Origin of the sequence: Komagataeibacter nataicola (genome assembly GCF_003207795.1) — a bacterium.
GTDB classification, from domain to species: domain Bacteria; phylum Pseudomonadota; class Alphaproteobacteria; order Acetobacterales; family Acetobacteraceae; genus Komagataeibacter; species Komagataeibacter nataicola.
On record NZ_NIRT01000026.1, the window covers coordinates 14221 to 39248 of the forward strand.

Below are 25028 nucleotides of genomic sequence, written 5' to 3' on the forward strand. Positions count from 1 at the left end.
CATGCAACGGGGACCGTGCACCGATCATGACGACCGCCCAGATCGACCTGAAACAGTATATTCGCCATATCCCGGATTTTCCCAAGCCCGGCATCCTGTTCTACGATATCTCGACGCTGATGCGGAACGCCGATGCCTGGCAGATCGCCATGGGCCGTCTTGCCGCAGCCGTGGCTCCCTGGGCGCCCGATGTGCTGGCCGCCATCGAATCGCGCGGGTTCCTGACGGCGGCCCCGCTTGCCAGCCGTCTGGGCTGCGGGCTGGTCATGCTGCGCAAGCCCGGCAAGCTGCCGGGCGAGACGGTATCTTACAGCTATGACCTGGAATACGGCTCCGATTCGCTGCATATCCAGGCCGATGCCATCAAGCCCGGCCAGCGTGTTGTGGTGATGGATGACCTGCTGGCAACCGGCGGCACGCTGGTCGCCTCGGTGGCCCTGCTGCACAAGGTGGGTGCGAATGTGGTGGGAGCTGCCACCCTGATCGAACTGACCGGCCTTGGTGGCCGCGACCGGCTGGATGTACCGGTCAAGACGCTCGTCTCTTACGACGAATAACCCGCAGTCCGGGCGCTGGTGGCATGCGGCATACGCTTTCTTCCATGCGGCCATTCGGCTGTCGGCCTGTTCGTACACCCGCTATGGTGTACGTTATGCAGGCATCGTATCTGGATAGGGGGAGCCACGCGCCGGGATGAAAGGTCTTGAGCTTTCCCTGACCCGTTTTCAGGATCAGATACGGGCATTTTTCCGGCGGCTGTGGCCGCCGGGCATGACCCTGCGCCAGGACCATCTGCGGTGGCTGTATGCGCCGGGCATCTTCACCTTCGGCTATGCGCTGCGCACCACCATTACCTCGCTCATCGCGCTGGGCATTGCGCTGTGGTGGGAGCTTGGCAGCCCGCAATGGGCGGCGCTCACGGTGTGGATGGTGGCGCAGGGCACGCGCGGCAAGAGTGTGGCCAAGGCGCGGTGGCATCTGTTCGGCATGGTGGTGGGCACGATCTGTGCCGTGCTGCTGGTGGCGGCGTTTCCGCAGGCGCCGCTCATGTTCATCCTGCTGCTGGCCATCGGCATTGGCACGTTCTGCTTTATCGGCACGCTGCTGCCTGGTCCCGCCACCATGACCAACTACCGCATTCACGGCATGCGGGCGAGCGGGTTTACCTACGCCATCATCTCGCTTGATGGCATTGCCGACCCGCAGAACATCTTCATGACCGCCATGTCACGCGCGACCTATATCGTGCTGGGCATCGTGCTGGAGAGCACGGTCTCCTCCCTGTTCCAGTTCAAGCTGGCCAAGCGCGCGGAAGACCGGCTGGCCGACAATTTCATGACCGCCATCAATGGCGCGGCCCAGACGCTGGCCTCCCTCCTGTCGGGTGACACGCAGGTGCTCAAGCAGGCGCGGGGCGTGTTCTCCAACATCACTACGCTGAGCGACCAGATCGAGTTTGCCGAGGTCGAGATGGGTGCTCATCGCGGCCATGAGGGCGACCATGCGCGCGCGGCCCTTGCGCGGGTGGCCATGCTGCTCTCGCGCGGGCTGGACCTTGCCGCCCTCATGCAGGGGCCGGTGGGCCGCCCCGATGCCGCGTTCAACGCGACATCGAGCAAGGTGCAGGCCTTCCTCAAGGACATGGCGGGCGAGCTTGAGGCCAGTGATGACATCCACCCCGTGCTGGCCCGGCTGGCGGAACTGCAGGCGGCATGCCGGCAGAGCGTGGTGGATTCCCTCAACCAGGAAATGGGCAGCCCCGGCAGCCTGCCGGTTGATCCGCAACTGGTGCAGATGCTCTCGCAGCAGCGCATGCTCAATTACGCGCTGGGCCAGATCCTTGACGAGCTGGAGCAGGCGCTGATCCAGTTCGATGCCAGCCGCAACCCGCTGGCGCATGACCATTTTCACTACCGGCTCAAGACCTTCCGTGACTGGCAGCAGGCCTTTACCAACAGCCTGCGCGCCTCGGTTACCATCTTCGGGGCGGGGGTGATCTGGATCACGACCGCATGGTCGGCCGGGCTGACCTTCATCATGTTCGTCTCCATCGTGTGCAGCCTGTTCTCCACGCTGGAGAAACCGGCACTGGCCACCCGTGCCTTCCTTGGTGGCGCCATCATTGCCTCGGTCGTGGCAGGCGTGCTGGTGCTGTGGCGTCTGGCCTCACCCACTACATATGAGATCATGGCGCTGTGCCTGTTCCTGCCCATGCTGGCGGGGGGGCTGGCCTTTGCCTATCCGGCGCTGATCCTCGGGGCTGTTTCGTACAACCTGTTCCTGCCCATCCTGCTCGGACCGGGCAACCAGAGCCGGCTGGATGAGGTGGCGTTCTTCAACACCGCCATGCCGCTCATAGTCGGGTTGTGGTATGCGATGTGGGCGTTCCGGCTGGTGCTGCCGTTCGATACGAACGACATGCGCTGGCAGATGCGCACCGGCATCCTGCGTGGGCTGCGCTATGTGGCGCGGGCGCGCACGCTGCCCACCACGCTGTATGTGGTCGAGCATAACGTGGACCGCTTCGTGCGGCTGCTGACCAATGCGGAAAACACGCCTGACACCATTATCGATGCCTACCTGCAGGGAATCCTGTCAGCCATGACCATCGGGCTGAATGTCATCCGCCTGCGCGCCATCCTTGAGCGCCACCTGCTGCCGCCCGAGGCGCAGCGCGTGGTGGGTGAGATGATGGGGCGCATGGCGCAGTTCAGCGGTCGCTATGGCGGGCATTACGGGCGCACGGCGCGCTCGGCCAAATTCGCCATCATGCACCTGCAGCAGCTTGCGGGGCAGGCCGACAATCTGGGCGTGCGGCTGGAAATAGACAGTGCGCTGGGGTGTCTTTACGTGATTTCGTTTGAACTGGACCACAACCAGAAATTCTTTGATGCCTCCAGCCCGTATCTGGATCCGGTCATGGCGTGAGGCGCAGCGGGATTTCTATGCTGATACTCATGAGGAACGTGATCTGAAGCTTTTTGAAAAAAGCTTCGCCAAAAACATTCTTATGTTTTCAGGCCGGTCATAAAAAAAGCGACCCCTGCTTGCTGGCAGGGGTCGCTTTTCTGTTTTGAGGCGCGATGGCAATCAGGCTGTGATCGCTTAGCCCTGCTGCTGGCGGGCCACGAAGTTTTCCAGCCAGTGGATGGTGTAGTCCCCCTTGCGGAACTGGGGGTCTTCGAGAATCTTGCGGTGCAGCGGAATGACCGTCTTCACCCCTTCGATCACGAATTCATCCAGCGCGCGGCGCATGCGCTCGATCGCCTCAAGGCGGGTCGGCGCGCGCACGATCAGCTTGGCGATCATGCTGTCGTAATAAGGCGGCACGCGGTAGCCCGCGTACAGCGCACTGTCGATTCGCACGCCCAGCCCGCCGGGCGGGTGGTAGACCGTGATCGTGCCTGGCGTGGGCATGAAGGTCTGCGGGTCCTCGGCATTGATGCGACATTCGATCGCGTGGCCGGAGAACTTGATGTCGGACTGGCTGTAGCCGATTGGCTCGCCCGCCGCGATGCGGATCTGCTCGCGCACGAGGTCCACGTCGCACACCATCTCCGTCACCGGATGTTCCACCTGCAGGCGGGTGTTCATCTCGATGAAGCAGAACTGCCCGTCCTGATACAGGAACTCCAGCGTGCCCGCGTTGCGGTAGCCGAGTTTGGTCAGGGCGGCGGTGGCGATCGCGCCGATCTCGTCACGCTGCCGGGCTGTCAGGGCAGGCGAGCCCGCTTCTTCAAGCAGCTTCTGGTGGCGGCGCTGCAGCGAGCAGTCACGCTCGCCATAATGCACCACGTTGCCATGCGTGTCGGCCATGATCTGCAGTTCGATATGGCGCGGCTTGTCGAGGTATTTTTCGAGATAGACCTCGTCATTGCCAAAGGCGGCGCGGGCCTCGGTGCGGGCAACGCTCCATGCCTCTTCAAGGTCAGCCTCGGTGGGGGCGACCTTCATGCCGCGCCCGCCACCGCCTGCCGCAGCCTTGATCAGCACGGGGTAGCCGACTTTCGCCGCGACCTCGCGCGCCTGCTCCAGGCTTTCCAGCGCACCATCCGAGCCGGGCACCAGCGGCACGCCCAGCGCCATCATGGTGGTCTTGGCGGTGATCTTGTCGCCCATCATGCGGATATGTTCCGCCGTCGGCCCGATGAAGGTCAGGCCGTGGGCCTCGACCGTCTCGGCAAAATCGGCGTTTTCCGACAGGAACCCGTAGCCGGGGTGAATGGCGTCCGCCCCGGTGATGGTGGCCGCCGAGAGGATGGCCGCGACATTGAGGTAAGAATCGCGGCTGGCGGGCGGCCCGATGCACACGGCTTCATCCGCAAGGCGGACATACATGGCATCCGTATCGGCCGTGGAGTGCACGGCAACGGTCCGGATGCCCAGTTCGCGGCAGGCCCGCAGGATGCGCAGGGCGATCTCGCCACGATTGGCAATGAGGATCTTGGAAAACATTACTCTATGATGACCAGCGCTTCGCCGAACTCGACCGGGTCGCCGGACTGCACCAGAATCCGGCTGACCGTGCCAGCGCGCGGGGCCTTGATCTGGTTGAAGGTCTTCATCGCCTCGATCAGCAGCAGCGTCTGGCCTGCGGCCACCTGCTGGCCTTCGGATACGAAAGCGGGCGAGGACGGATCGGGCGCCAGGTAGGCCACGCCCACCATCGGGCTGGTCACCGCGCCGGGGTGCTTGGACAGGTCGGCCGGGTTGGCGGCGGGCGGGGCCACGGGCGTGGGCGCAGCCGGTGCGGCGGCCACGGGGGCCGGGGCGGGCACGGCATGCGCCACGGGGGCGGCGGCGCGCACCACGCGGATGCGGTTGTCCTTTTCCGCAATCTCGATTTCGGTCAGGCCGGTATCGGTGAGAATTTCAGCCAATGCCCGTATGGCATCCGCATCCACGAGCAGTCGGCTCATTGATCGTCCTCGTCCAGAATCATGTCTGTCATGGCCTGAAGCGCCAGGGCATACCCCCGTACGCCCAGCCCGCATATGACGCCAATGGCGGCCTGGGAGACGTAGGAGTGATGACGAAAGGCTTCACGGCGGTGAATGTTGGAGATGTGCACCTCGATCACCGGCAGATCAACGGCGAGCAGCGCGTCGAGTATGGCAACCGAGGTGTGGGAATAGGCCGCCGGGTTGATGATGATGCCGCGTGCGCGGCCCCGGCATTCCTGTATCCATGAAACGAGTTCCCCCTCGCCATTGGTCTGGCGGAAGTCGATGGCTACATCGAGCCGTTCGGCTGCCTGCACACAGACCTGTTCCACGTCGTCAAGCGTGGCATGGCCATAGACTTCGGGTTGCCGCAGTCCGAGCATGTTCAGGTTTGGGCCGTTCAGCACGGCAATGAGAGGGCGCTCCATGATGCACGCGCCTAGCACGCCCGCCGTCCGGTTCCAAGTCCGATCATGCGGCTTCCCCCCTGACAGGACCGCCTGCGCCCGGCTTGCGGGCTGAATTATGTCATGGAGGTCCAATTATGTTATGGTGGCTTTATGACAGGAAAAACCGATCACCAGCGCGCGGGCGGCGAACGGAGCGGCAATACGGCGCGCTTCGGGGCAACCGTGGCGGTAGCGTGCCTGATGCTGGCGACATCGGGCCTGCTCAACGCGGCGCAGGCGGCGGCGCGCCATGCGGTGGCCACCACCCGGCACGGGGGCCGCGCCAGCGTAAGGCGGCCGCCCGCCATGGCGCATGTGCCTGCGAACTGGAACCAGCACGGCCTGGCCAGCTGGTATGGCACGGGCAGGCAGAGCGGGCACGCCACCGCCTCGGGCGAGCAGTTCGACCCTGATGCGCTGACCGCCGCCCACGCCCAGCTGCCGCTGGGCACGCGGGTCAGGGTGCATGCCCTCAGCACCGGGCGCTCGGTCGTGGTCCGGGTCAATGACAGGGGGCCGTATCATGGGCATCGCATCATCGACCTGTCGCCCGAGGCCGCGCGGCAACTCGGCATCCTGGGCCGTGGTGTCTCGACAGTGGAAATAGAACCCGCGCGCGGGGCGGATGAGGAAGTGGCCAGCGCCACGCGCTAGGGGCTGCATCAGGCAGGCCGCCTGAAACGGCAGGCCCGAGAGTGCCCTGAAATCATGAAAGTTGCTGGTGAAGCTTTTTTCAGAAAGCTGAAGCCTCACGCGCCCGCAGGGGCCAGCGCGCCTCCTAGAGGCGCTGATGCTTGGTCCAGCCTTCCATGATCTTGTCGGGCGAGCAGCGCAGTTTCATCTCGATCTCGAGTCCCGCATTCAGTTCCGCGCCGAGCAGCACCACGTAGGCCGAGACATAAAACCACATCATGATGGCGATGAACGCACCCAGCGGACCATAGGTGGCGCTGTAGCCCGCGATATGGCTGACATAATACGAGAACCCCGCCGAGGAGAGCAGCCACAGCAGCGTGGCCCCGATCGAGCCGGGCAGGATGCACCGCCAGTACGTATGGGGCCGGTTGGGGCCAAAGCGGTACAGCACTGAACACAGCGACAGCACGAACAAAAGCATGAGCATTGGCCCGCCCATGCGCACCAGCAGCTCGACCGAGCCGGGCGGGGGGGCGAGTTCAAGCTTCTGCGGCAGGTAGTCGAGCAGGAACGGCAGCCCCACCATGAGGGCCAGCGTGAGGATGCCGCCGCAGATCGAGCAGAAGGTCAGCGCCATGCCCATGGCCTGAAAGCGCAGGAAGCTGCGGGTCTCGGGCGTGTTGTAGGCCACGTTCATCGCCAGGATGAGCGAACGCGTGGCAGCCGAGGCCGACCACGTGGCGATGGTGGTCGATATGATCAGGTTCAGCGTAAGGGATGAATGCGATTCGGCCACCAGCAGGTGGATGCGCGCGCCGATCATGTCATAGGCCGCAGGCGGCAGAAGGTTGCGCAGCACCACGAGCTGGGGTTCCACCGTCTGCGGGTCGAACAGGAGGCCATAGAGCGAGATGAGCGTGCTCATGGCCGGAAACAGCGACAGCGTGGCGTAGAACGCACAGCCTGCCGCAGCCAGCGTGATCTGGTCGGATACGATGTTGCGGGCGACCTGCCGCAGCACTTTCCTGACCTGCTGCATGGAAAAATGCGGCAGGTGTCGCGCGGGCGGGGGTATGTCCGTCATATCGATTTCAGTAGATGAGGAACCAATCAAGGCGGGCTTCTTGTCCTGTTATGTGGTGGCACGCCGGGCGCGGAGTGGATCGGTCTGTGTGTATTGTGCCACTATCGTGTGATCCTAAAGGAAAAATTACGGATCGTGAGGATTTTTCTATTGCGTCAGGCGCGTATTGTGCGCATATGCGCTCCCTACGCAACAACGCACGTGCCACTGGCCCTCTGAGGTTACGCAACGACGTCAAGCGTTCTGGCAATCGGGCCACCACATGGTGGGGGTCCTTATTGGTCGCTGGTCCGTTAGACCGTTTCGCAACATCTGTCCGTTTGTGCAATTCCAGAATTGTGTTCATCCGGGCGGCAGTACAGAAGGGATTTGGGTGCGATGACTCCCAAAATCGCTCGTTATCTGGCTGAGCAGGCTCCTGCCACGCCATGCCTTATCGTTGATGTCGACCGGGTGGAAGAACGCTACCGCGCCCTGCGCGAGGCGCTGCCGCTGGCCCGGATCTACTACGCCGTAAAGGCCAACCCCGCCCGTGAGATCCTGACCCGCCTCGTGGGTCTTGGCTCGTCGTTCGATGCCGCCTCGTGGGAAGAGATTTCCATGTGCCTCGAAGCAGGCGCGCGCCCGGCGGATGTCTCGTTCGGCAACACGGTCAAGAAAGCCTCGAACATCGCCCGCGCATTTGCCGCAGGCGTGGACATGTTCGCCTTTGACTGCGCGGAAGAGCTCGAGAAACTGGCCCGCCATGCGCCGGGCTCGCGCGTCTACTGCCGCCTGATCGTGGAGAACGAGGGCGCTGACTGGCCGCTGTCGCGCAAATTCGGCACGACACTGGACAATGCGCGCGATCTGATGCTGCGTGCACGAGACCTTGGCCTCGACCCCTATGGCCTGTCCTTCCACGTGGGCAGCCAGCAGACCGAGACTGGCGCGTACGAGGCGGCTATCGCCCGCGTGGGCATGCTGTTCACCGATCTCAAGGCCGCGGGGCTTGACCTGCGCATGGTCAACCTCGGCGGCGGGTTCCCCATCCGCTACCGTGACGACGTGCCGGGCATCGACCGTTTCGCCGTGGCCATCAGCCACGCCATGACCGAGCATTTCGGCAATGACCTGCCGGAAATGATCATCGAGCCGGGCCGCTTCATGGTGGGCGACGCTGGTGTGGTGTCATCGGAAGTGGTGCTGGTCAGCCGTCGTGGCATGGATGACGGCGTGCGCTGGGTCTATCTCGACATCGGGCGCTTTGGCGGCCTGGCCGAGACCGAGGGCGAGGCCATCCGCTACGGCATCCGCACCCCGCATGATGGCACGGCGACCGGCCCGGTCGCCATTGCAGGCCCGACCTGCGACGGGGCTGACATCATGTATGAAAAGACCCCCTACGCCCTGCCGCTGGGGCTGGAATCGGGCGACAGGATCGAACTGCTCTCCACCGGGGCCTATGTTTCGACCTACTGCTCGACCGGGTTCAATGGCCTCAAGCCTATCCAGGAACACTATATCTGATTGCGTTCAGCACGAGCTGAACACGTGTGAATACCAGGGCGGCAGGACGAAAGTCTTGCCGCCCTGCGTGTATCGGGGGGATACACAGGGCAGTTCCATCCATGCCGGAGGTGTTTCTTGCCCGTGTTCCGTGTTTCAACGCTGCGTTTGCTGGGCCTGTCCTTTATCGGGTGCGTCGTGGCGGCGCGGGCGTTTGCAGCCCCCGTGCTGGTTCACGCCACGCCATCGGCGGGGCAGCATGTGCCTGCGGGCAATGTGGCGATCAAACTGAACTATAACAGCGTGATTGACCCGTTCCGCGCGCGCCTGCTCCTGCTTGGGCCGAGCGGCGTGCCGCAACTGCTCGCGGCTTCTCCCAGTGATGACGAACAGCAGGGCCTGGCCACCACCGTAACGCTGACACCGGGGCATTACGTGCTGCACTGGCGCATGCGCGCCCCCGGCGGCACGCCTGCGGAGGGGAACCTGCCGTTTGACGTGGACCCCGCAGGTGCCCCCGCCGTCGCGGCAGCGCCTGCTGGCAGGAAATAGCCGCCTTCCTTATTCCACCGCCGCCCGCAGCCCCGCACCCGCGGCGAGCGGGCAGAGCGGAAGGGCCGCGGCAAGGAACGCGCCGAGCAGTTCAAGGTCCGGCCCCCATGACAGGCCGGTCTGCGCCGCATCGAGGGCGGCCGCGCCAAAGATCAGCGCGGGCGTGGTCAGCGGCAGCACCAGCAGCGGCAGCAGCACGCCGCCGCGCCGCGCGCCCAGTACGACCGACGCCGCCATGCCGCCAATGAGCGAAAGGATGAGCGTGCCGAGGAACAGCCCGGTCAGCAGCACCATCATGGAGGTGGTGGGCATGCCGAGCATGATGGCCAGCGGGCCTGCGGCCAGCAGCAGGGGCAGGCCGGTGGTCAGCCAGTGGGCGATCATCTTGGCCAGCGCAATGAGCGAGGGCGGCAGGCCGGTCATGAGCAGCTGGTCCAGTGAGCCATCTTCCAGCTCCGAGCCGAACAGCCGGTCAAGCGGCAGGAGGGCTGCGAGCAGCGCGCACACCCACACGATGCCCGGCGCCATGCGCCGCAGCAGCTCGGGCGAGGGGCCAAGGGCGAGCGGGAACAGCGCACCTGCCAGAATGAAGAACAGCACCGCCCCCAGCGTGTCGGCCCCGTGGCGCAGCGCCAGCCGGAGGTCGCGTTCGAGAATGGCGGTGATGAGGGCGGGAATCCGGAGTGTCACAGCAGGTCGTCCTCGGGGAAATCCTCCAGCGGCTGGGGGATGTCGGATTCGTTCAGCCCCGGTAGCGCATGGGTGCGGGCATCGGGCAGGGGCAGGGGAACATGGGTGGTTGCAATCACAATTCCGCCAGCCTGCCGGTGGGCGGCGAACAGGGTGCCAAGCAGCCCCATCGTGTTGATATCCAGCCCCAGGCTCGGCTCATCGAGCAGCCATAGCGGCGCCTGCGCCAGCAGCACGCGCGCCAGCGCCGCGCGCCGCTTCTGCCCCGCCGAGAGCATGCGCGCGGGCAGGTCGGCCAGACCGGAAATGTTAAGTGATTCCATGCACAAGTCAGGATTTCCGCCACTTGCGCGGGCTGCCAGCGTCAGGTTCTCGCGCAGTGTCAGCCCCAGCTTGAGCGCATCCTGGTGGCCCAGATAGGCCACCCGTCCCGCATGCTGGCTGCGATCGGCCAGCGCATCCACGCCAGACCACAGCACATGGCCGCCTTCCGGTTTGTGCAATCCCGCCAGCACGCGCAGCAAGGTGGACTTGCCAGCCCCGTTCGGGCCGGTCAGGAGCAGGGCGTCACCGGCCTCGAGCGTAAAGCCGACACGGTCCAGAACCAGCCGTTCACCGCGGAAAACCGAGATGTTTTCCACTTCCAGCAGGGGGCGGCCGGGGGGGGTAAAGGCAGGAATGACGGAAATCCTCCGGGCAATGGGTCGATGGTGGGGGCAAGGCAAAAAAATGCCTGCTCCCGGTTTCTTGTTACCGGCTCCAGCTTGTGTCGCAACCGCGTCCGGGTATGTTCTACCACCGTTGGGAGATCAAGCAGGTTGTCCCCGACAAGGTCACAAACCCCGCGCCACGAAAAAAGGCAGCGGAGGACATACGATCACACGGGACGATCCGTTGCTGATGCCTCGGAGGAAACAAAGCCAATGAAGACGGTTGGGCACGACTCACTGAAAACGGGCCGCACACTGAACGTGGACGGCAAGACCTACCATTATTTCTCAATCCCGGAAGCGGAAAAGACCATCGGTTCCGTCAGCCGCCTGCCGGTCAGCCTGAAAGTGCTGCTGGAAAATGTGCTGCGGTTCGAGGACGGGCATTCCTACTCCGTAGAAGATGCCAAGGCCATTGCCGACTGGCTGAAGGAAGGGCGCAGCACGAAGGAAGTGCCCTTCAAGCCCGCGCGCATTCTCATGCAGGACTTCACCGGCGTTCCCGCCGTGGTTGACCTTGCCGCCATGCGCGACGGCATTCTCAAGCTCAAGGGCGACCCGCAGAAGGTGAACCCGCTGGTTCCGGTCAACCTCGTCATCGACCACTCGGTCATGGTGGACGTGGCTGGCACGCCCGAAGCGCTGCAGGACAACGTGACCATCGAGTTCGAGCGCAATGGCGAGCGTTACGCCTTCCTGCGCTGGGGGCAGGAAGCGTTCGAGAACTTCTCGGTCGTGCCGCCGGGCACGGGCATCTGCCATCAGGTGAACCTCGAATACATCGCCCAGGCGGTGTGGACGGCGAATGTGGGCGGCAAGGACTATGCCTACCCCGACACCCTGTTCGGCACCGACAGCCACACCACCATGGTCAACGGCATGGGCGTGCTGGGCTGGGGTGTTGGCGGCATCGAGGCGGAAGCGGCCATGCTCGGCCAGCCCATCGCCATGCTGATCCCCGATGTGATCGGCTTCAAGATGACCGGCAAGCTGCCCGAGGGCGCCACCGCCACCGATCTGGTGCTGACGGTTACACAGATGCTGCGCAAGAAGGGCGTTGTCGGCAAGTTCGTCGAGTTCTTCGGCCCCGCCCTTGACCACCTGCCGGTAGCCGACCGCGCGACCATCGCCAACATGGCGCCGGAATACGGCGCGACCTGCGGCTTCTTCCCCGTTGATGATCTGACGCTGGATTACCTGCGCCAGACCGGCCGTGAAGAGCACCGCATCAAGCTGACGGCGGAATACCTCAAGGCGCAGGGCATGTTCCGCCACGCCGAATCCGCCCACCCCGTGTTTACCGACACGCTGGAACTCAACCTCGAGACCATCGTGCCCTCGATCGCAGGCCCCAAGCGCCCGCAGGACCGCGTGGTGCTCAAGGGTGCCGACAAGGCGTTCGAGACCGAACTGACCGGCAGCCTGGGCGTGCCCGCGGCCGACAAGGACAAGAAGGCCAAGGTGGCTGGCACCAATTACGAGATCGGCCACGGCGACGTGGTGATCGCGGCCATCACCTCGTGCACCAACACCTCCAACCCCGCCGTGCTGATCGCGGCAGGGCTCGTGGCGAAGAAGGCGCGCGCGCTGGGCCTCAAGCCCAAGCCGTGGGTCAAGACCTCGCTCGCGCCGGGCTCGCAGGTGGTGACGGATTACCTCAACCGCGCCGGCCTGCAGGATGAGCTGGACGCGATGGGCTTCAACACCGTGGGCTACGGCTGCACGACCTGTATCGGCAACTCCGGCCCGCTGGAAGATCACATCGTCGATGCGATCGAAGGTAACAAGCTGGTGGCGGTTTCGGTGCTGTCGGGCAACCGTAACTTCGAGGGGCGCATTTCGCCGAACGTGCGCGCCAACTATCTGGCGAGCCCGCCGCTGGTTGTGGCCTACTCCCTGCTGGGCACGATGCGTGAGGACATCACCACCACGCCGCTGGGCACCTCCAAGGACGGCAAGCCGGTGTACCTGAAGGACATCTGGCCCACCAATCACGAGATCGCTGCCCTCATGGGTTCCGCCATCACGCGTGAGGAGTTCATCAACCGCTACAAGCACGTAAGCCAGGGCACGAAGGAATGGCAGGCGCTGAAAGTGGCCACCGGTTCCGAGACCTACAAGTGGGATGCGTCCTCCACCTACGTGCAGGACCCGCCGTACTTCCAGGACATCACGCCCGAGCCCAAGTCGCGTGGCGACATCATCGGCGCGCGCCTGCTGGCGCTGCTGGGTGACAACATCACCACCGACCACATCTCGCCTGCCGGCGCGATCAAGGAAAGCTCCCCCGCGGGCAAGTATCTTGAAGAGCATGGCGTGGCGAAGAAGGACTTCAACTCCTACGGTTCGCGCCGTGGCAATGACCGCGTGATGGTGCGCGGCACGTTTGCCAACATCCGCATCAAGAACGAGATGCTGCCCGGCACCGAAGGGGGTGTTTCCAAGCACTTCCCCGATGGCAAGGAAGGCTCCATCTATGATGTGGCGATGGAATACAAGAAGGAGGGCGTGCCCCTGGTCGTGATCGGCGGCAAGGAATACGGCATGGGCTCCTCGCGCGACTGGGCAGCCAAGGGCACCCTGCTGCTGGGCGTGCGTGCGGTCGTGGCCGAGAGCTTCGAGCGTATCCACCGTTCCAACCTGGTGGGCATGGGTGTGCTGCCGCTCCTGTTCGAGGAAGGCACGACACGCAAGACGCTGGGCCTGAAGGGCGACGAGACCTTCGAGATCCGTGGTCTGGACAAGATCACGCCCCGCATGACCATGACTATGACCATCACCCGCGCCGATGGCTCCAAGCAGGACGTACCCCTGCTGTGCCGTGTCGATACGCTGGATGAGGTGGAGTATTTCCGCAATGGCGGCATTCTCCAGACCGTGCTGCGTGGCATGACCAAGGCAGCCTGATAACAGGCAGCGCCATCCCGGTCCGTGTCGGGATGGAGAGATGAGGACGGCGGCCCGTATCATGCGGGCCGCCGTTTTTTTATGGCCGCTCATCTATGCGTGAGTGGTATAAGTTACCTCTGCGTTAAACACATATCGGCGGTGCCTTTTCTCTGTATTGTGTATAAATACGATGCCGTTTAAAGCCGGGATAGTGTAATAACATGCCGGATATGATGAGGCCCCATGGATCTGCTTTCTGCCTTGCATAGCTTTGTCCGTGTGGCTGCAACGGGATCATTCTCTGCCGTATCAAGGGAGACGGGGGCAAGCCAGCCCACCATTTCCCGCCATATCGCCCTGCTTGAGGCCCATTACGGCGCAACCCTGTTTGCCCGCACCACCCGCAGCCTGATGATGACGGAAGACGGGCGCAGCCTCCTGCCACATGCTTATGAAGTGCTGGAGATTCTTGAAACGGCGGAAACCGCGCTGGGCCGCAGACGGGCTTCGGTGTCGGGGCTGGTGCGGCTGGGTGTGACCACGGCGTTTGGCTTGTACCTAACCAGCAGGCTGAGCAGCCTGCTGGAGGAACATCCCGACCTGTCGGTTGAACTGGTCATGCGCGACGGGTTTGGCGACCTGGTGGAGGAAGGGCTCGACCTTGCCATCCGCATTGGTTCCATTGCCGAGGGCTCGCTGATCGCCCGTCGTCTGGGCTCGGTGCATCGCTGCGTCATCGCCTCAAGCGATTACCTTGCCCGCCGTGGCACGCCCACCCATCCGCGCGACCTGCTCAATCACCCCTGCATTGCCTACAGCTATGGCGGCACACGGCATGACTGGCAGTTCACCCGCAAGGGCGAGAGCGAGACCACGGTGGCGGCCAACGGGCCATTCCGCGCCAATAGCAGCGAGGCCGTGCTCCAGGCCGTGCGCGCGGGGCTTGGCATTGGCATGCTGCCGACATTTCAGGTGGAAGAGGACATCGCGGCAGGTCGCCTCGTGCACCTGTTGCCGGAATGGACAATTCCCGAGCTGCCTTTCTATGCCGTGCATACCGGCCCGCGCACGCTGCCGCTACGCACGCGCACGGTGCTCGATTTCCTGATCGAGATATCGGACGTGCTGCGTCAGGGCTAAATATAAAGAATTGATAAAAAACAATAAAAGTTTTTGGATGCCGCCTTTGTTCAAAAGGCGGCGTTTTTCTGAAGCGTTTTGAAAACAGCTTAACCAGAAACTTTCAGGTGCCGTTCAGTCCAGCGGGTTGCCTTCGCCGGGGCGTGGGGCCGCCGGGTCAGTCGAAAGCCGGGCGCGTTGCTCCTCGCTTGAGGCCAGCATGTCGCTGTTGAAGCCATCATGCAGCACCGGCGCCCAGCCCGCCATCCACGTATTCATGCGTTTGACGAAGTCACTGGCTGCCGGTTGCTGCGCCAGCGTCTCCTTGGTCCAGAAATCGGGTGAACGCAGGATCTTGGTATCATTGAGATTAACGGGGTTGAGATAGACCGTTACTGTCTCCCCATTGATATTGTCATCGGGGGCAGGCGTGCTGTTGACCCATTTCGCCCTGAGCAGCACCGGCGGCAGCACGAAGTCCTCCTGCTTGAGTTGCGTGGCAATGATGCTCATATGGTCGATGGCGGCAGGGTCAATCAGGCGCGTGAGCCAGCATTCCATCATGGGCGGGTGGCTGGTCACGATATGCGCCATGTAGTTACGGTCATCATGGCATTCTTCATCAATCGCAGGATTGGCCGCAGCCGGTACTGGCTGGGTCGTGCCGCTGGCTATGATCATGCCGGTCACGATATGGCCCTGCACCCGCACCAGAACATTTTCCAGCACTTCGCCATGCGGGCCTGCGGCGATGTTGACGAGCGGGTGCCACACGCCAGCAGGGAGCGGCAGGATGCGCCCGGCAAACGGAATTGCCTTCGTCAGCCGGTCGGTCACGGGCATGATGGTCACGACCCCATCCCCCGGGCCACCGGCCTGGTCTGCATCGGCGGGCGTGTCCTGCATGCCAAGGCGGTTATGGATGGCGGTCGCGATCTGCGCCATGCGGGGCAGCCTGCGTGTCAGGTATCCCGGCGGGAAAACAAACGTCAGCACCACGAAGGGCACAATCAGGTACAGGCACAGCCGCCATAGCGGCGCACGATACCAAAGGCGCGAAAAAGCGGACATTCAGCAGGCCATGCCTTTCGCCATGCAGGAGGCCACGGGGGCAGCGCGGAACAGCGTGGCCATGGGTCAGGAACTGATCCGGGCCTGCTGCGCCTCGCTCTGATCCGCAATTTCGGCCACGATGCCATCTTCGTTCTGCACCACGCGCACCAGTTTGGCACCCTGCTGGCGGGCGGTGATGAGCGAGTCGCTGATCATGTCCTCGATCGAGCGGGCCAGATCGCGCGCACTGGCGGCAGGGCCCATGCGGTCCTGACGGCGCATGACCTCGAACAGCAGGGCGGGGTCAATGCCCCCGGTTTCGACCTTGAGGCCATAGCTGTCGATCATCGACTCGATTTCCAGCGCGGAAACGCGGGCAATGTCCAGCCCTTCCAGCGGGCGGAACACGAAAATGCGGTCCAGCCGGTTCAGCACTTCCGGCGCGAAGCCGGCCTGGCGCAGCGCCTCGACCGACTCGGCACGCATCTTGTCAGGCTCATCCGCCAGCCGGTCCGCGATTTCGGACAGCGCATCGGTGGCGATGTTCGATGTCAGGATGAAGATGCAGCGCACGGTCGAGATCTGCTGCCCTGTCGAGGCCTCGGTCACATGCCCGTCATTCCACGCGGTGAGGAATTTCTTGAACACATCAGGGTGCGCTTTCTCGATTTCATCGAGCAGCACCACCGCATCGGGCTTTTCCTTCAGGCCGCCGGTCAGCTTGCCGTAGGTGTCCGAGCCGACATAGCCCTTGGGCGAGCCGAACAGCTGCGTTGCGGCATGCGGCGAACTCATCTGCGTCATGTCGAAGTTGAGCAGCGGGCGGTCGAGCTGGCGGGCGAGCTGTTTGGCAAGATAGGTCTTGCCCGTGCCCGGCGGGCCAGCGAGCAGGAAGATCCCCACCGGCTTGCCACGCACCTGCAGGGCCAGGCGGCGGCGCAGCTGGGTCGCCACGTCCTCGCATACCTGGTCCTGACCGATCACGCGCGCGCGCAGGCTGGCGGCGAGCTCCTCGGCGTCGATCACGGTTTCTTTCTGTTCGCGCGCCAGCATTTCTTCAAGCGCGCTACGATTGGTCAGCCTGGCCAGTACGTCCATCATCCATCCCCGTCTGCGTCGGATTCCCTTGCGGGCGAGTTTTTCGGCCCGGCTCTCGAACCACAGCCCGCTCAGCGCCAGCAGGGCGCTCGCCGCCGCTATGACCGGATAGGCCGGTGCGCACCATTCCATGAAATGCCGCATGCTGGCGAGCGAAAGATGCAACGCCATGGCGGCCTGAAAACTGCCGAGCACCAGAAAAATAACCATGGCGATCGGCACGACCCGTTCCATCAGGATCGGATAGAGCGGCTTCATTGCACCACAACCCCGATGACAAGATTGGCCCCGCGCATCAGCACCGGCAGCGGCGTGGGCCCCGGCACGAACACCGCCCCCGCATGCACGCCCATCGGCCCCGGATCGCCCGCTGGCGTGATCGACACATTGCCTGCTATGCGGATGGGCAGGATCACGCTGCGGGGCTGCGGCCCGAGATGCACGGTCTGCACGAGACCAAGGGATTCCACGTTCACGACCGCTCCGCCGCCTGTCATGTCATACATCGGCATGTCGGCCAGTATGATCTCGCGCCGCCGCAACGCCGCCATGATCTCTGCCTGCTGCTGCAGCGTAAAGTTGGTCTGGCGCAGCATGTCCGCCGCGCGCTCGGGCGAGATCATGGGCATCTCGCCCATCATGTCGGGCCTGCCCTGCACCGGCGCGTTGAGCATAAGGTGATTGCCGCCACCGCCACGGCCGCCGCCAGCCTCGGCTGCGACGGGGGGCGTCTGGTTGCCGCTACCGCCTTCCTGCGGGGTGAGGAAGCCGCCTGCGCCCAGGCCCCCGCCTGCCACAACGGCCGCGATCAGCCCCACTACAACCAGCTTGCGGCTGGATGAGCGTTCGCTGCGTTCCCGTGTCGGTTCCGGCGGGGAGGGCGTGGGCATCATGCGTACATAATGTGTGCGAGGCGGGGCGGATGGCAAGATGTTAAGAGAGAGGAAATGTAACCCCCGCGTACCCATATAGTCCTTGCGGTAAGACATGGCGTGACCTATGTTGCGGATTATTCCTTCATTTATGGTTTTTTCTTTGGGGGGTGGCCGCAGGGCTGCCTTTTTTGCATTGGACGCTGATCTGCCTTTCCTGTCGGGCCTCGATGCCCGCATCGCCGCAATGGTCGCCCCCGCGCTGGCCGACATGGGGTTTGACCTCGTGCGCGTGGCGGTGCTGGGCCGCGAGTCCCCTACCGTGCAGATCATGGCGGACCGTGCCGATGGCACGCTCCTCGTCATTGAGGACTGCGAGCAGATCAGCCATGCGGTTGGCGCGATACTGGACGTGGAAGACCCGCTGCCCGGCGCGTGGACGCTGGAGGTCTCGTCGCCCGGTATCGACCGTCCGCTGACGCGCGCGAAGGACTGGGAGCGTTTTGCCGGTCACCTTGCCCGCGCCGAGATGAACCTGCCCATTGAAGGCCGCAAGCGTTTTGCCGGGATCGTGCTCGGCGCGCGCGAGGGCCATGGCCTGATGCGGCTCGATGACGGGAGCGAGGTTTCACTGCCTTTCGCTGAAATGCGCAAGGCGCGCCTTGTCCTGACCGATGAACTGATCGAGGCGAGCGCCCGGATGATGAAGCCGGCCGCAAGCCCCGAGGAGACTGGCCTGGAGAAAGACCCTTCCCCGGCTGAAGACCGCAAGCCCGGTGTTAAGTCGGGTCGCAAGTCGGCCCGCAAGGCCAATTGAACGATGTTGTGGAGACACTGATGGATACGTCCGTTGCCCGTCCCGAACTGCTGCTGGTGGCCGATGCCGTAGCGCGGGAAAAGTCGATTGACCGCGAGGAAGTGCTCGAAGCGATGGAGCAGGCCATCCAGAAGGCCGGCCGCGCGAAATACGGTCATGAAAAGGATATCCGCGCCACCATCGACCGCCGCACCGGCGATGTGCGCCTGTCGCGCTGGACCGAGGCGGTCGAGGCGGTGGAGAACGAGGAAACACAGATCCCGCTCTACATCGCGCGCAAGTTCAAGCCCGAGATCCAGCTTGGCGAATACCTGATCGACCCGCTGCCGCCCATCGATTTCGGGCGCATCGCGGCGCAGACGGCCAAGCAGGTCATTGTCCAGCGCGTGCGTGAATATGAGCGCCGCCGCCAGTTCAATGACTTCAAGGACCGCGTGGGCGAGATCGTCAACGGCACCGTCAAGCGCACGGAATATGGCAACCTGCTTGTCGAGATCGGCGATGCGGAAGCCCTGCTGCGCCGCGATGAGCTGATCCCGCGTGAAAGCTTCCGCAACTCCGATCGCGTGCGCGCCTATATCTATGACGTGCGTGACGAGCCGCGTGGCCCGCAGATCTTCCTTTCGCGCACGCATCCGGCGTTCCTCGCCAAGCTGTTCGCGCAGGAAGTGCCCGAGATCTATGATGGCATCATCGAGATCAAGGCCGTGGCGCGTGATCCCGGTTCACGTGCCAAGATGGCCGTCATCTCGCGTGATGCCTCGATCGACCCCGTCGGCGCCTGCGTGGGCGTGCGTGGCCGCCGCGTGCAGGAAGTGGTCAAGGAACTCCAGGGCGAGAAAATCGATATCATTCCCTGGAGCCCGCAGGCCGCGACCTTCGTGGTCAACGCCCTCGCCCCGGCTGAAGTCAGCAAGGTGGTGATGGATGAGGAAGCGGGCCGCGTCGAGGTTGTCGTGCCCGATGACCAGCTCAGCCTGGCCATCGGTCGCCGCGGCCAGAACGTGCGCCTTGCCAGCCAGCTGACGCGCTGGGACATCGACATCCTGACCGAGGCCGAGGAATCGGAGCGCCGTCAGGAAGAATTCCGCCGCCGCAGCAACCTGTTTGTTGAAGCGCTTGATGTGGATGATGTCATCGCGGGCCTGCTTGTGACCGAGGGGTTCCATTCCATCGAGGAACTGGCTTTTGCCGACCCCGAGGAACTGGCCGGCATCGAAGGCTTTGATGAGGACGTGGCCAGCGAACTGGTCCGCCGCGCCGAAGGCTATCTGGCGGGTCAGGAAGAAGAACTCGACAACAAGCGCCGCACGCTGGGCGTGAGCGATGATATCGCCGTGCTGGGCGTGTTCACCAACCAGATGCTGGTGACGCTGGGTGAAAAAGGCGTGAAGACGCTGGATGACCTGGCCGACCTGGCTGGTGACGAACTCGTCGAGATTCTGGGCAGCGATGCCATTGACGAGGACGCGGCCAACGAGATCATCATGGCGGCGCGCGCCCACTGGTTCGATGGTGATGAGGCGAAGCCCGCGCAAGAGGAGACGTCCGACGTCTGAGCAAACCGACCTTAACGCGGAAGATCAGGAAGGCATGGAGCCTGAAGAGCGCGGTCCGCTGCGCCGTTGCGCCGTGACCCGGCTCCGGCTGCCCAAGGAGGAAATGATCCGGTTTGTCATTTCCCCCGATGGAGTCGTGATCCCTGATCTTTCCGCACGGCTGCCCGGACGGGGAATTTGGTTGAGCGCACGCGCGGATGTGCTAGAAACAGCACGCACACGCGGCGTATTTGCTCGCGCGGCGAGGGGAAGGGTTGTTATTCCCCCTGACCTGACCCATCTTGTGCAGGATGGTCTTCTGCGGCGCATGATGGATGTCGCAGGGCTTGCACGGCGGGCCGGGCAGATTGTCTGTGGTTTCGCCAAGGTGCGTGAGTGGGTTGTGGGCGGTCGTGCCGGTCTGGTCATACAGGCCGCCGATGGCAGCCCCGACGAGAGGAAGAGAGTTTTGTCTGGTGCACGGGAACTGCCGGTTGTGGCTGTTCCTACGGCATTGGGTCTGGGTGCGGCATTTGGCCGCGACCATGTTGTTCATGCAGCGATTCTGCATGGTGAACTGGCGCGTCGATTCCGTATCGAGAGTGAACGTTTTGCGGGTCTGTCCGGCAGGATTGGCCCGAATTCGGCGGATCGTTCCGCCGGACGGTGTGAACAGGCGGGTACATGAGCGAAGGCAACGATCAGGATCAGGGTAAGGGACGCTTGTCTCTGCGGCCGGCGGGCCGCAGGGAGGTCGGACGGACGGTAGATGCCGGTTCCGTGCGACAGAGCTTCAGCCATGGTCGTTCAAAGGTGGTTCAGGTCGAGGTGCGCAAGAAGCGCGGGGCCGGGGCCGCAGGTAACGGATCGGGGCCGGCTGGCGGTCGCGCCGGTGGTCGGGGCGGTCGCGCGCTGACGGCAGCGGAACTGGCGACACGCCAGCGCGTGCTTGATGAGCAGCGCCGCGCCGCCATCCAGCGCGAGAAAGAGGCTCGAGAGCAGGAGAAGATCACGATCCTCTCCGCTGCGGAAGAAGCCCGCCGCGCTGAAGAGGAAAATGCCCGCCGCGCCGAAGAAGAGGCACGCGCCAAGGCAGATGCCGCCGCTGCGGTCGAGGAAGCCCGCAAGCAGGAGGCCAGCAATGCGCCTGCCCCTGCAGCGCCCGACTCGACAGATCCCGCGGGTCCGGTTGTTTCGTCCGTGCCCATTCCCGGTGAAGTGACGCTGGCCCCCCCGATGCAGCGCCTGCGCCCGCTGGCCGAGCGCGCGATCATGCCCGCCCAGCCGCTGCGTCCGTCGCGCCCTGCTGGTGGTGGTGGTGCCGCCACTTCACGCCCCGCAGGCGGTGCTGGCGAGACGCTGCGCCTGCGCACGGGCCGTGCGGATGGTGGCGAGGAAGAACGTCGTCCCAGTCGTCGCCCTGGCAATGCCGTGCCGAACCGCCGCCCCTCGGGTGGCGCCAAGAAAAACAACGACAGCCGCCGTGCTGGCCGCATTGACGTGCAGGCCGCGATCGAAGGGGATGACGACAAGACCCGTTCGCTCGCCTCGGTCCGCCGCCAGCGCGAGCGCGAGCGCCGTCAGGCCGAACTTGAACGCCTGCGCTCCGACCAGGTGCGCGTGGTGCGCGATGTTGTCCTGCCCGAGAGCATTACGGTGCAGGAACTCGCCAACCGCATGGCCGCCCGTCAGGGTGAGGTCATCAAGGCGCTGATGAAGATGGGCGTGATGGCCACCGTGACCCAGTCGCTCGACGCGGACACGGCGGAACTGATCGTGCAGGAATTCGGCCATCGCGTGCGCCGTGTTTCCGACAGTGATGTCGAGATCGGCATCGAGGGCATTGAGGACAGTGAAGAAGATCTGCGGCCGCGTCCGCCGGTCGTGACCGTGATGGGTCATGTCGATCACGGCAAGACCTCGCTGCTCGACGCGCTGCGCACCACCGATGTCGCCAATGGCGAAGCCGGTGGCATTACGCAGCATATCGGTGCGTATCAGGTCACGCTGGCCTCGGGTGCCAAGATCACCTTCATCGATACGCCGGGCCATGAGGCGTTTACCGCCATGCGTGCCCGTGGCGCCTCGGTGACCGACGTGGTCATTCTGGTGGTGGCCGCCGATGACGGCGTGATGCCGCAGACGATCGAGGCCATCAAGCACGCCAAGGCGGCTGATGCTCCGATCATCGTGGCCATCAACAAGTGCGACAAGCCGGGTGCGAACCCCGACCGCGTGCGCCAGGAACTGCTGAACCACGAGATCGTGGTGGAAAGCATGGGTGGCGATACGCAGGATGTCGAGGTCTCGGCGCTCAAGCGCACGGGTCTGGACAAGCTTGAGGAAGCGATCCTGTTGCAGGCCGAAATCCTTGACCTCAAGGCCAATCCCGACCGGGTGGCCGAAGGCTCGGTGATTGAAAGCCGCCTTGACCGTGGGCGTGGTCCGGTTGCGACCGTGCTGGTCCAGAAGGGCACGCTGCGCCGCACCGACATCGTGGTGGCCGGGGCCGAATGGGGCCGCGTGCGCGCCATGATCGACGACCGCAACCGCCAGCTTGGCGAGGCGGGTCCGTCCATGCCGGTTGAAATCTTGGGTATTACCGGGGTGCCGGGCGCGGGTGAGCCGTTCGTGGTGGTGGAAAACGAGAACCGCGCCCGCGAAATCTCCGAGTTCCGCCAGCGCGTGATCAAGGAACGCATGGCCGCTGGCCAGACGGCCGCACGCGGCACGCTCGACCAGATGCTTGCCCGCATTCAGGCCGGCGCGCAGAAGGAAGTTGCGGTTCTGATCAAGGCCGACGTGCAGGGTTCGGCGGAGGCGCTTGAAGCCACCGTGCAGAAGCTGGAGCATGAGGAAGTCAAGATCCGCGTGCTCAACGCCACCGTGGGCCAGATTACGGAAAGCGACGTGCAGCTGGCCAAGGCATCGGGTGCGATCATCATCGCGTTCAATGTCCGCGCTACGGCGCAGGCCCGTGAGCTTGCACAGCGCGAGGGCGTGGACATCCGCTACTACTCGATCATCTACCAGGTGGCGGATGACGTGGAGCAGCTGGTGCGTGGCAAGATCGCGCCCAAGCATCGCGAGAAGTTCCTGGGTTATGCCGAGATCCGCAAGGTTTTCGAAATTACCAAGGTGGGCAAGGTTGCTGGCTGCTACGTGACCGAAGGTGTGGTCAAGCGTGGCTGTGGCGTGCGCCTGCTGCGTGACAACGTCGTGATCCACGAAGGCGAGCTGAGCCAGCTCAAGCGCTTCAAGGATGACGTCAAGGAAGTGGCGCGCGGTTACGAATGCGGCCTGTCCTTTGCCGGGTATAATGACCTGCGCGAGGGTGACGTGGTCGAGTGTTATGAAATGGAACTCGTCCCGGCATGAGCCGCAATTCATCCAGAAAAGGGATGAGCGAGAACGGGCCGGCAGGGAAACTTGCCGGCCATTCCGCGTCTGGTCCCTCGCAGCGCCAGCTGCGCGTGGCGGAAGAAGTCCGTCGTGTGCTGGCGGAAATATTTGCCCGCACCGAATTCCGTGACCCGGATCTGGCCGATGTGCGCATTACGGTTACCGAAGTGCGTATTTCGCCCGACCTCAAGCATGCCACGGTATTCGTGGCGCGGCTGGGCCGGAGCGACGTAGCGGAACTGCTGCCTGCGCTCAAGCGTGTGACGCCGTTCCTGCGCACCCGCCTATCGCACGCGCTCAGGCTGCGTGGCGTGCCGGACCTGCACTTCCAGCCTGACACGGCGCTCGATTACGCCATGGAAGTCGATACTATGCTGCGCCAGCCTGAAGTGCAGCGCGACCTCAAGGATGAAGACTGAGCTGCACGGCAGATCGGGTGGTTTTGATCTGACTTACGCTGTGGCTCCCTGAAACAGTAAAATGTTTTGGTGAAGCTTTTGCAAAAAGCTTCAGATGGCACTGTGAAAAACCAGTTCATGAAAAAGGCCGGTCGGGCAATGCCCACCGGCCTTTTTTCATATCGTGGGCGGGTGAATGCCCGGTCAGTTGCGCCGCCCCATGAGCAGGAGTTGCGGGTTGCGCTCCACGTCGGTTGCAAACCCGCGCAGGGCGGCGGCGGCGGCGGCAAGGTCACGCAGTGACGAATCGATATTGGAGCGGTCAGCCGAACTCGGGGCGGTAATGTCATGCAGCCCGGCCAGCGCGCCACGTGCCTCGGTCACCGTATCGTTGGAGTTGACCAGCAGCGTGTGCAGCTCGCCGCCCCGCGCATCAAGCTGGGCGGTGCCGGTATCGGCCAGATGGTCGATGGAGGCCAGCGTAGTGTCCATGCGTTTGTCGAGGTCGCGGATGGTATCGGTCGCGGTATCGACCGTCACGCGCGTATGGTCGGATGTGGCGCGCACGCTATCCACCAGGGGCGGCAGGTCCTTGTCCAGCTTGTCGGCTAAGGTGCGGATGCTTACCAGCATGGCGTCGGCATTGTTGGCGATGTTCTTGAGCGGCAGGGCCGTCAGGGCATCGGTCAGCTTCTGCATTTCCGATTCGCGGGTCGGGATCTCGATCAGCGGGCTCAGGCCGGGATGCAGGTGGGCGGGGATGCCGGGGTCGAAGGTCAGGTCGATTTCTTCCTGCCCGGTCACGAAGCTCTGCATGTGCAGTTCGGCGCGCAGCCCGTTTTCAATCAGCCTGGGCAGTTCGTTGGCATCGAGCGCGCGGCCATGCGAGCCCGCCATGCGCGCGCCATTGGCCTCAAGCTCCACCGTGACCGGAATATAGGCCTGATGGGTCTGCGGATCGAACTGAACGGCGATATGGTCCACATGGCCCACCTGCACGCCATCGAACGTGACCGGCGCGCCTACGCCAAGCCCGTTGATCGGGCTGTCAAAAATGACCACGGCGCGATTGGTGGGCGAAAAGGGATGAAACTGTCCGAACAGCGCTATGGCCGTCACACCAAGCAGGGCTCCACCCAACACAAATGCACCGACCGTGGTCTGCCGTTCAGCCATGGTGTTCAGGTCTCCCTAGCAGCCTGTCGGGTTGGGGTACCCTGTGAAGGGGTAAGGCTGTAGAGTGTCGCGATGAGCCGCTTCATCCCGTTTGACCGATCCCAGCCGTATCTT

The 25028-nt window shown here is 63.8% G+C and carries 22 protein-coding genes; 12 read left to right on the forward strand and 10 right to left on the reverse strand.

Annotated features, from left to right (window positions below; translation table 11 throughout):
- Positions 1-26: 26 nt before the first annotated feature.
- Both CDI09_RS12805 and CDI09_RS12810 read left to right on the forward strand, forming a co-directional pair.
- Positions 27-557 (forward strand): adenine phosphoribosyltransferase, encoded by a 531-nt coding sequence (locus CDI09_RS12805; RefSeq protein ID WP_078525690.1) that lies wholly within the window; start codon positions 27-29, stop codon positions 555-557.
- Between the two features lie 136 nt (positions 558-693).
- Complete coding sequence (locus CDI09_RS12810; protein WP_078525692.1) at positions 694-2928, forward strand: FUSC family protein; 2235 nt, start codon at positions 694-696, stop codon at positions 2926-2928.
- A 177-nt stretch (positions 2929-3105) separates the two neighbouring features.
- Here CDI09_RS12810 and accC read toward each other — a convergent pair whose 3' ends face one another.
- Genes accC through aroQ form a run of 3 tightly spaced genes read right to left on the reverse strand, consistent with a single transcriptional unit; the run spans position 3106 to position 5371 of the window.
- The gene (gene accC / locus CDI09_RS12815; protein WP_078525694.1) at positions 3106-4455 is read right to left on the reverse strand and encodes an acetyl-CoA carboxylase biotin carboxylase subunit; all 1350 of its coding nucleotides are present in this window, start codon (positions 4453-4455) and stop codon (positions 3106-3108) included.
- A complete protein-coding gene (accB, locus tag CDI09_RS12820; RefSeq protein ID WP_078525696.1) occupies positions 4455-4919 on the reverse strand; it encodes an acetyl-CoA carboxylase biotin carboxyl carrier protein in 465 nt (154 codons plus the stop codon). The genes accC and accB overlap by 1 nt, the downstream gene beginning before the upstream one ends.
- Entirely contained in the window at positions 4916-5371 is a 456-nt protein-coding gene (gene aroQ, locus CDI09_RS12825; protein ID WP_061274471.1) for a type II 3-dehydroquinate dehydratase, read from the reverse strand. The genes accB and aroQ overlap by 4 nt, the downstream gene beginning before the upstream one ends.
- Before the next feature lie 132 nt (positions 5372-5503).
- Between aroQ and CDI09_RS12830 the strand changes: the two genes are divergently transcribed.
- A complete protein-coding gene (locus CDI09_RS12830; protein ID WP_078527897.1) occupies positions 5504-6046 on the forward strand; it encodes a septal ring lytic transglycosylase RlpA family protein in 543 nt (180 codons plus the stop codon).
- 124 nt (positions 6047-6170) lie between these two features.
- Here the strand turns inward: CDI09_RS12830 and CDI09_RS12835 are convergent, their stop codons facing one another.
- Positions 6171-7112 (reverse strand): YihY/virulence factor BrkB family protein, encoded by a 942-nt coding sequence (locus CDI09_RS12835; protein WP_078525698.1) that lies wholly within the window; start codon positions 7110-7112, stop codon positions 6171-6173.
- A 378-nt stretch (positions 7113-7490) separates the two neighbouring features.
- Here CDI09_RS12835 and CDI09_RS12840 point away from each other — a divergent pair, with 378 nt between their 5' ends.
- Positions 7491-8621, forward strand: coding sequence for a type III PLP-dependent enzyme (locus CDI09_RS12840; RefSeq protein WP_078525700.1), 1131 nt, complete (start codon positions 7491-7493; stop codon positions 8619-8621).
- A gap of 123 nt (positions 8622-8744) precedes the next feature.
- Complete coding sequence (locus tag CDI09_RS12845) at positions 8745-9152, forward strand: copper resistance CopC family protein (RefSeq protein ID WP_236944672.1); 408 nt, start codon at positions 8745-8747, stop codon at positions 9150-9152.
- Between the two features lie 9 nt (positions 9153-9161).
- Here CDI09_RS12845 and ccmB read toward each other — a convergent pair whose 3' ends face one another.
- Positions 9162-9842 carry a heme exporter protein CcmB gene (gene ccmB, locus CDI09_RS12850; protein ID WP_078525704.1) on the reverse strand — a complete coding sequence of 227 codons (681 nt, stop codon included), beginning with the start codon at positions 9840-9842 and terminating at the stop codon, positions 9162-9164.
- Positions 9839-10483, reverse strand: coding sequence for a heme ABC exporter ATP-binding protein CcmA (gene ccmA, locus CDI09_RS12855; RefSeq protein WP_174520941.1), 645 nt, complete (start codon positions 10481-10483; stop codon positions 9839-9841). Before ccmA ends, ccmB begins: the two co-directional genes overlap by 4 nt.
- A gap of 282 nt (positions 10484-10765) precedes the next feature.
- On the opposite strand from ccmA, the gene acnA reads away from it, so the two are divergent.
- Both acnA and CDI09_RS12865 read left to right on the forward strand, forming a co-directional pair.
- The gene (acnA, locus tag CDI09_RS12860; protein ID WP_078525706.1) at positions 10766-13459 is read left to right on the forward strand and encodes an aconitate hydratase AcnA; all 2694 of its coding nucleotides are present in this window, start codon (positions 10766-10768) and stop codon (positions 13457-13459) included.
- Between the two features lie 225 nt (positions 13460-13684).
- Positions 13685-14581, forward strand: coding sequence for a LysR family transcriptional regulator (locus CDI09_RS12865; protein WP_078525708.1), 897 nt, complete (start codon positions 13685-13687; stop codon positions 14579-14581).
- A gap of 114 nt (positions 14582-14695) precedes the next feature.
- On the opposite strand, the gene CDI09_RS12870 is transcribed toward CDI09_RS12865, so the two are convergent.
- From CDI09_RS12870 to CDI09_RS12880, 3 genes are all read right to left on the reverse strand, one after another.
- Positions 14696-15631: a hypothetical protein gene (locus CDI09_RS12870; protein WP_205836583.1), complete on the reverse strand. Its 936-nt coding sequence runs from the start codon at positions 15629-15631 to the stop codon at positions 14696-14698.
- A 66-nt stretch (positions 15632-15697) separates the two neighbouring features.
- On the reverse strand, positions 15698-16969 hold the full coding sequence (locus CDI09_RS12875; RefSeq protein ID WP_078525710.1) for an AAA family ATPase: 1272 nt from the start codon (positions 16967-16969) through the stop codon (positions 15698-15700).
- The gene (locus CDI09_RS12880; protein ID WP_078525712.1) at positions 16966-17604 is read right to left on the reverse strand and encodes a hypothetical protein; all 639 of its coding nucleotides are present in this window, start codon (positions 17602-17604) and stop codon (positions 16966-16968) included. The genes CDI09_RS12875 and CDI09_RS12880 overlap by 4 nt, the downstream gene beginning before the upstream one ends.
- Positions 17605-17779: 175 nt before the next feature.
- Here CDI09_RS12880 and rimP point away from each other — a divergent pair, with 175 nt between their 5' ends.
- From rimP to rbfA, 5 genes are read left to right on the forward strand one after another with little or no spacing between them, the layout of a single operon-like run.
- Positions 17780-18400, forward strand: coding sequence for a ribosome maturation factor RimP (gene rimP, locus CDI09_RS12885; protein ID WP_078525714.1), 621 nt, complete (start codon positions 17780-17782; stop codon positions 18398-18400).
- Positions 18401-18420: 20 nt separating this feature from the next.
- The gene (gene nusA / locus CDI09_RS12890; RefSeq protein WP_078527901.1) at positions 18421-19959 is read left to right on the forward strand and encodes a transcription termination factor NusA; all 1539 of its coding nucleotides are present in this window, start codon (positions 18421-18423) and stop codon (positions 19957-19959) included.
- Entirely contained in the window at positions 19919-20626 is a 708-nt protein-coding gene (locus CDI09_RS12895; RefSeq protein WP_078527903.1) for an RNA-binding protein, read from the forward strand. Before nusA ends, CDI09_RS12895 begins: the two co-directional genes overlap by 41 nt.
- A complete protein-coding gene (infB, locus tag CDI09_RS12900) occupies positions 20623-23316 on the forward strand; it encodes a translation initiation factor IF-2 (RefSeq protein WP_078525716.1) in 2694 nt (897 codons plus the stop codon). The genes CDI09_RS12895 and infB overlap by 4 nt, the downstream gene beginning before the upstream one ends.
- 23 nt (positions 23317-23339) lie before the next feature.
- Positions 23340-23759 carry a 30S ribosome-binding factor RbfA gene (rbfA, locus tag CDI09_RS12905; RefSeq protein ID WP_078525718.1) on the forward strand — a complete coding sequence of 140 codons (420 nt, stop codon included), beginning with the start codon at positions 23340-23342 and terminating at the stop codon, positions 23757-23759.
- A gap of 183 nt (positions 23760-23942) precedes the next feature.
- Here the strand turns inward: rbfA and CDI09_RS12910 are convergent, their stop codons facing one another.
- The gene (locus CDI09_RS12910) at positions 23943-24914 is read right to left on the reverse strand and encodes an MlaD family protein (protein WP_078525720.1); all 972 of its coding nucleotides are present in this window, start codon (positions 24912-24914) and stop codon (positions 23943-23945) included.
- Positions 24915-25028 lie beyond the last annotated feature (114 nt).

Excerpts from the sequence above, each read along its gene's own strand:
- CDI09_RS12875 (WP_078525710.1), bottom strand. The coding sequence starts at position 16,969 with ATGAAGCCGCTCTATCCGATCCTGATGGAACGGGTCGTGCCGATCGCC.
- CDI09_RS12805 (WP_078525690.1), top strand. The coding sequence starts at position 27 with ATGACGACCGCCCAGATCGACCTGAAACAGTATATTCGCCATATCCCG.
- accB (WP_078525696.1), bottom strand. The coding sequence starts at position 4,919 with ATGAGCCGACTGCTCGTGGATGCGGATGCCATACGGGCATTGGCTGAA.
- nusA (WP_078527901.1), top strand. The coding sequence starts at position 18,421 with ATGGATACGTCCGTTGCCCGTCCCGAACTGCTGCTGGTGGCCGATGCC.
- infB (WP_078525716.1), top strand. The coding sequence starts at position 20,623 with ATGAGCGAAGGCAACGATCAGGATCAGGGTAAGGGACGCTTGTCTCTG.
- aroQ (WP_061274471.1), bottom strand. The coding sequence starts at position 5,371 with ATGGAGCGCCCTCTCATTGCCGTGCTGAACGGCCCAAACCTGAACATG.
- rbfA (WP_078525718.1), top strand. The coding sequence starts at position 23,340 with ATGAGCGAGAACGGGCCGGCAGGGAAACTTGCCGGCCATTCCGCGTCT.
- CDI09_RS12880 (WP_078525712.1), bottom strand. The coding sequence starts at position 17,604 with ATGATGCCCACGCCCTCCCCGCCGGAACCGACACGGGAACGCAGCGAA.
- accC (WP_078525694.1), bottom strand. The coding sequence starts at position 4,455 with ATGTTTTCCAAGATCCTCATTGCCAATCGTGGCGAGATCGCCCTGCGC.
- CDI09_RS12830 (WP_078527897.1), top strand. The coding sequence starts at position 5,504 with ATGACAGGAAAAACCGATCACCAGCGCGCGGGCGGCGAACGGAGCGGC.
- CDI09_RS12910 (WP_078525720.1), bottom strand. The coding sequence starts at position 24,914 with ATGGCTGAACGGCAGACCACGGTCGGTGCATTTGTGTTGGGTGGAGCC.
- CDI09_RS12840 (WP_078525700.1), top strand. The coding sequence starts at position 7,491 with ATGACTCCCAAAATCGCTCGTTATCTGGCTGAGCAGGCTCCTGCCACG.
- CDI09_RS12865 (WP_078525708.1), top strand. The coding sequence starts at position 13,685 with ATGGATCTGCTTTCTGCCTTGCATAGCTTTGTCCGTGTGGCTGCAACG.
- CDI09_RS12895 (WP_078527903.1), top strand. The coding sequence starts at position 19,919 with ATGAGGCGAAGCCCGCGCAAGAGGAGACGTCCGACGTCTGAGCAAACC.
- acnA (WP_078525706.1), top strand. The coding sequence starts at position 10,766 with ATGAAGACGGTTGGGCACGACTCACTGAAAACGGGCCGCACACTGAAC.
- CDI09_RS12835 (WP_078525698.1), bottom strand. The coding sequence starts at position 7,112 with ATGACGGACATACCCCCGCCCGCGCGACACCTGCCGCATTTTTCCATG.
- CDI09_RS12810 (WP_078525692.1), top strand. The coding sequence starts at position 694 with ATGAAAGGTCTTGAGCTTTCCCTGACCCGTTTTCAGGATCAGATACGG.
- CDI09_RS12870 (WP_205836583.1), bottom strand. The coding sequence starts at position 15,631 with ATGTCCGCTTTTTCGCGCCTTTGGTATCGTGCGCCGCTATGGCGGCTG.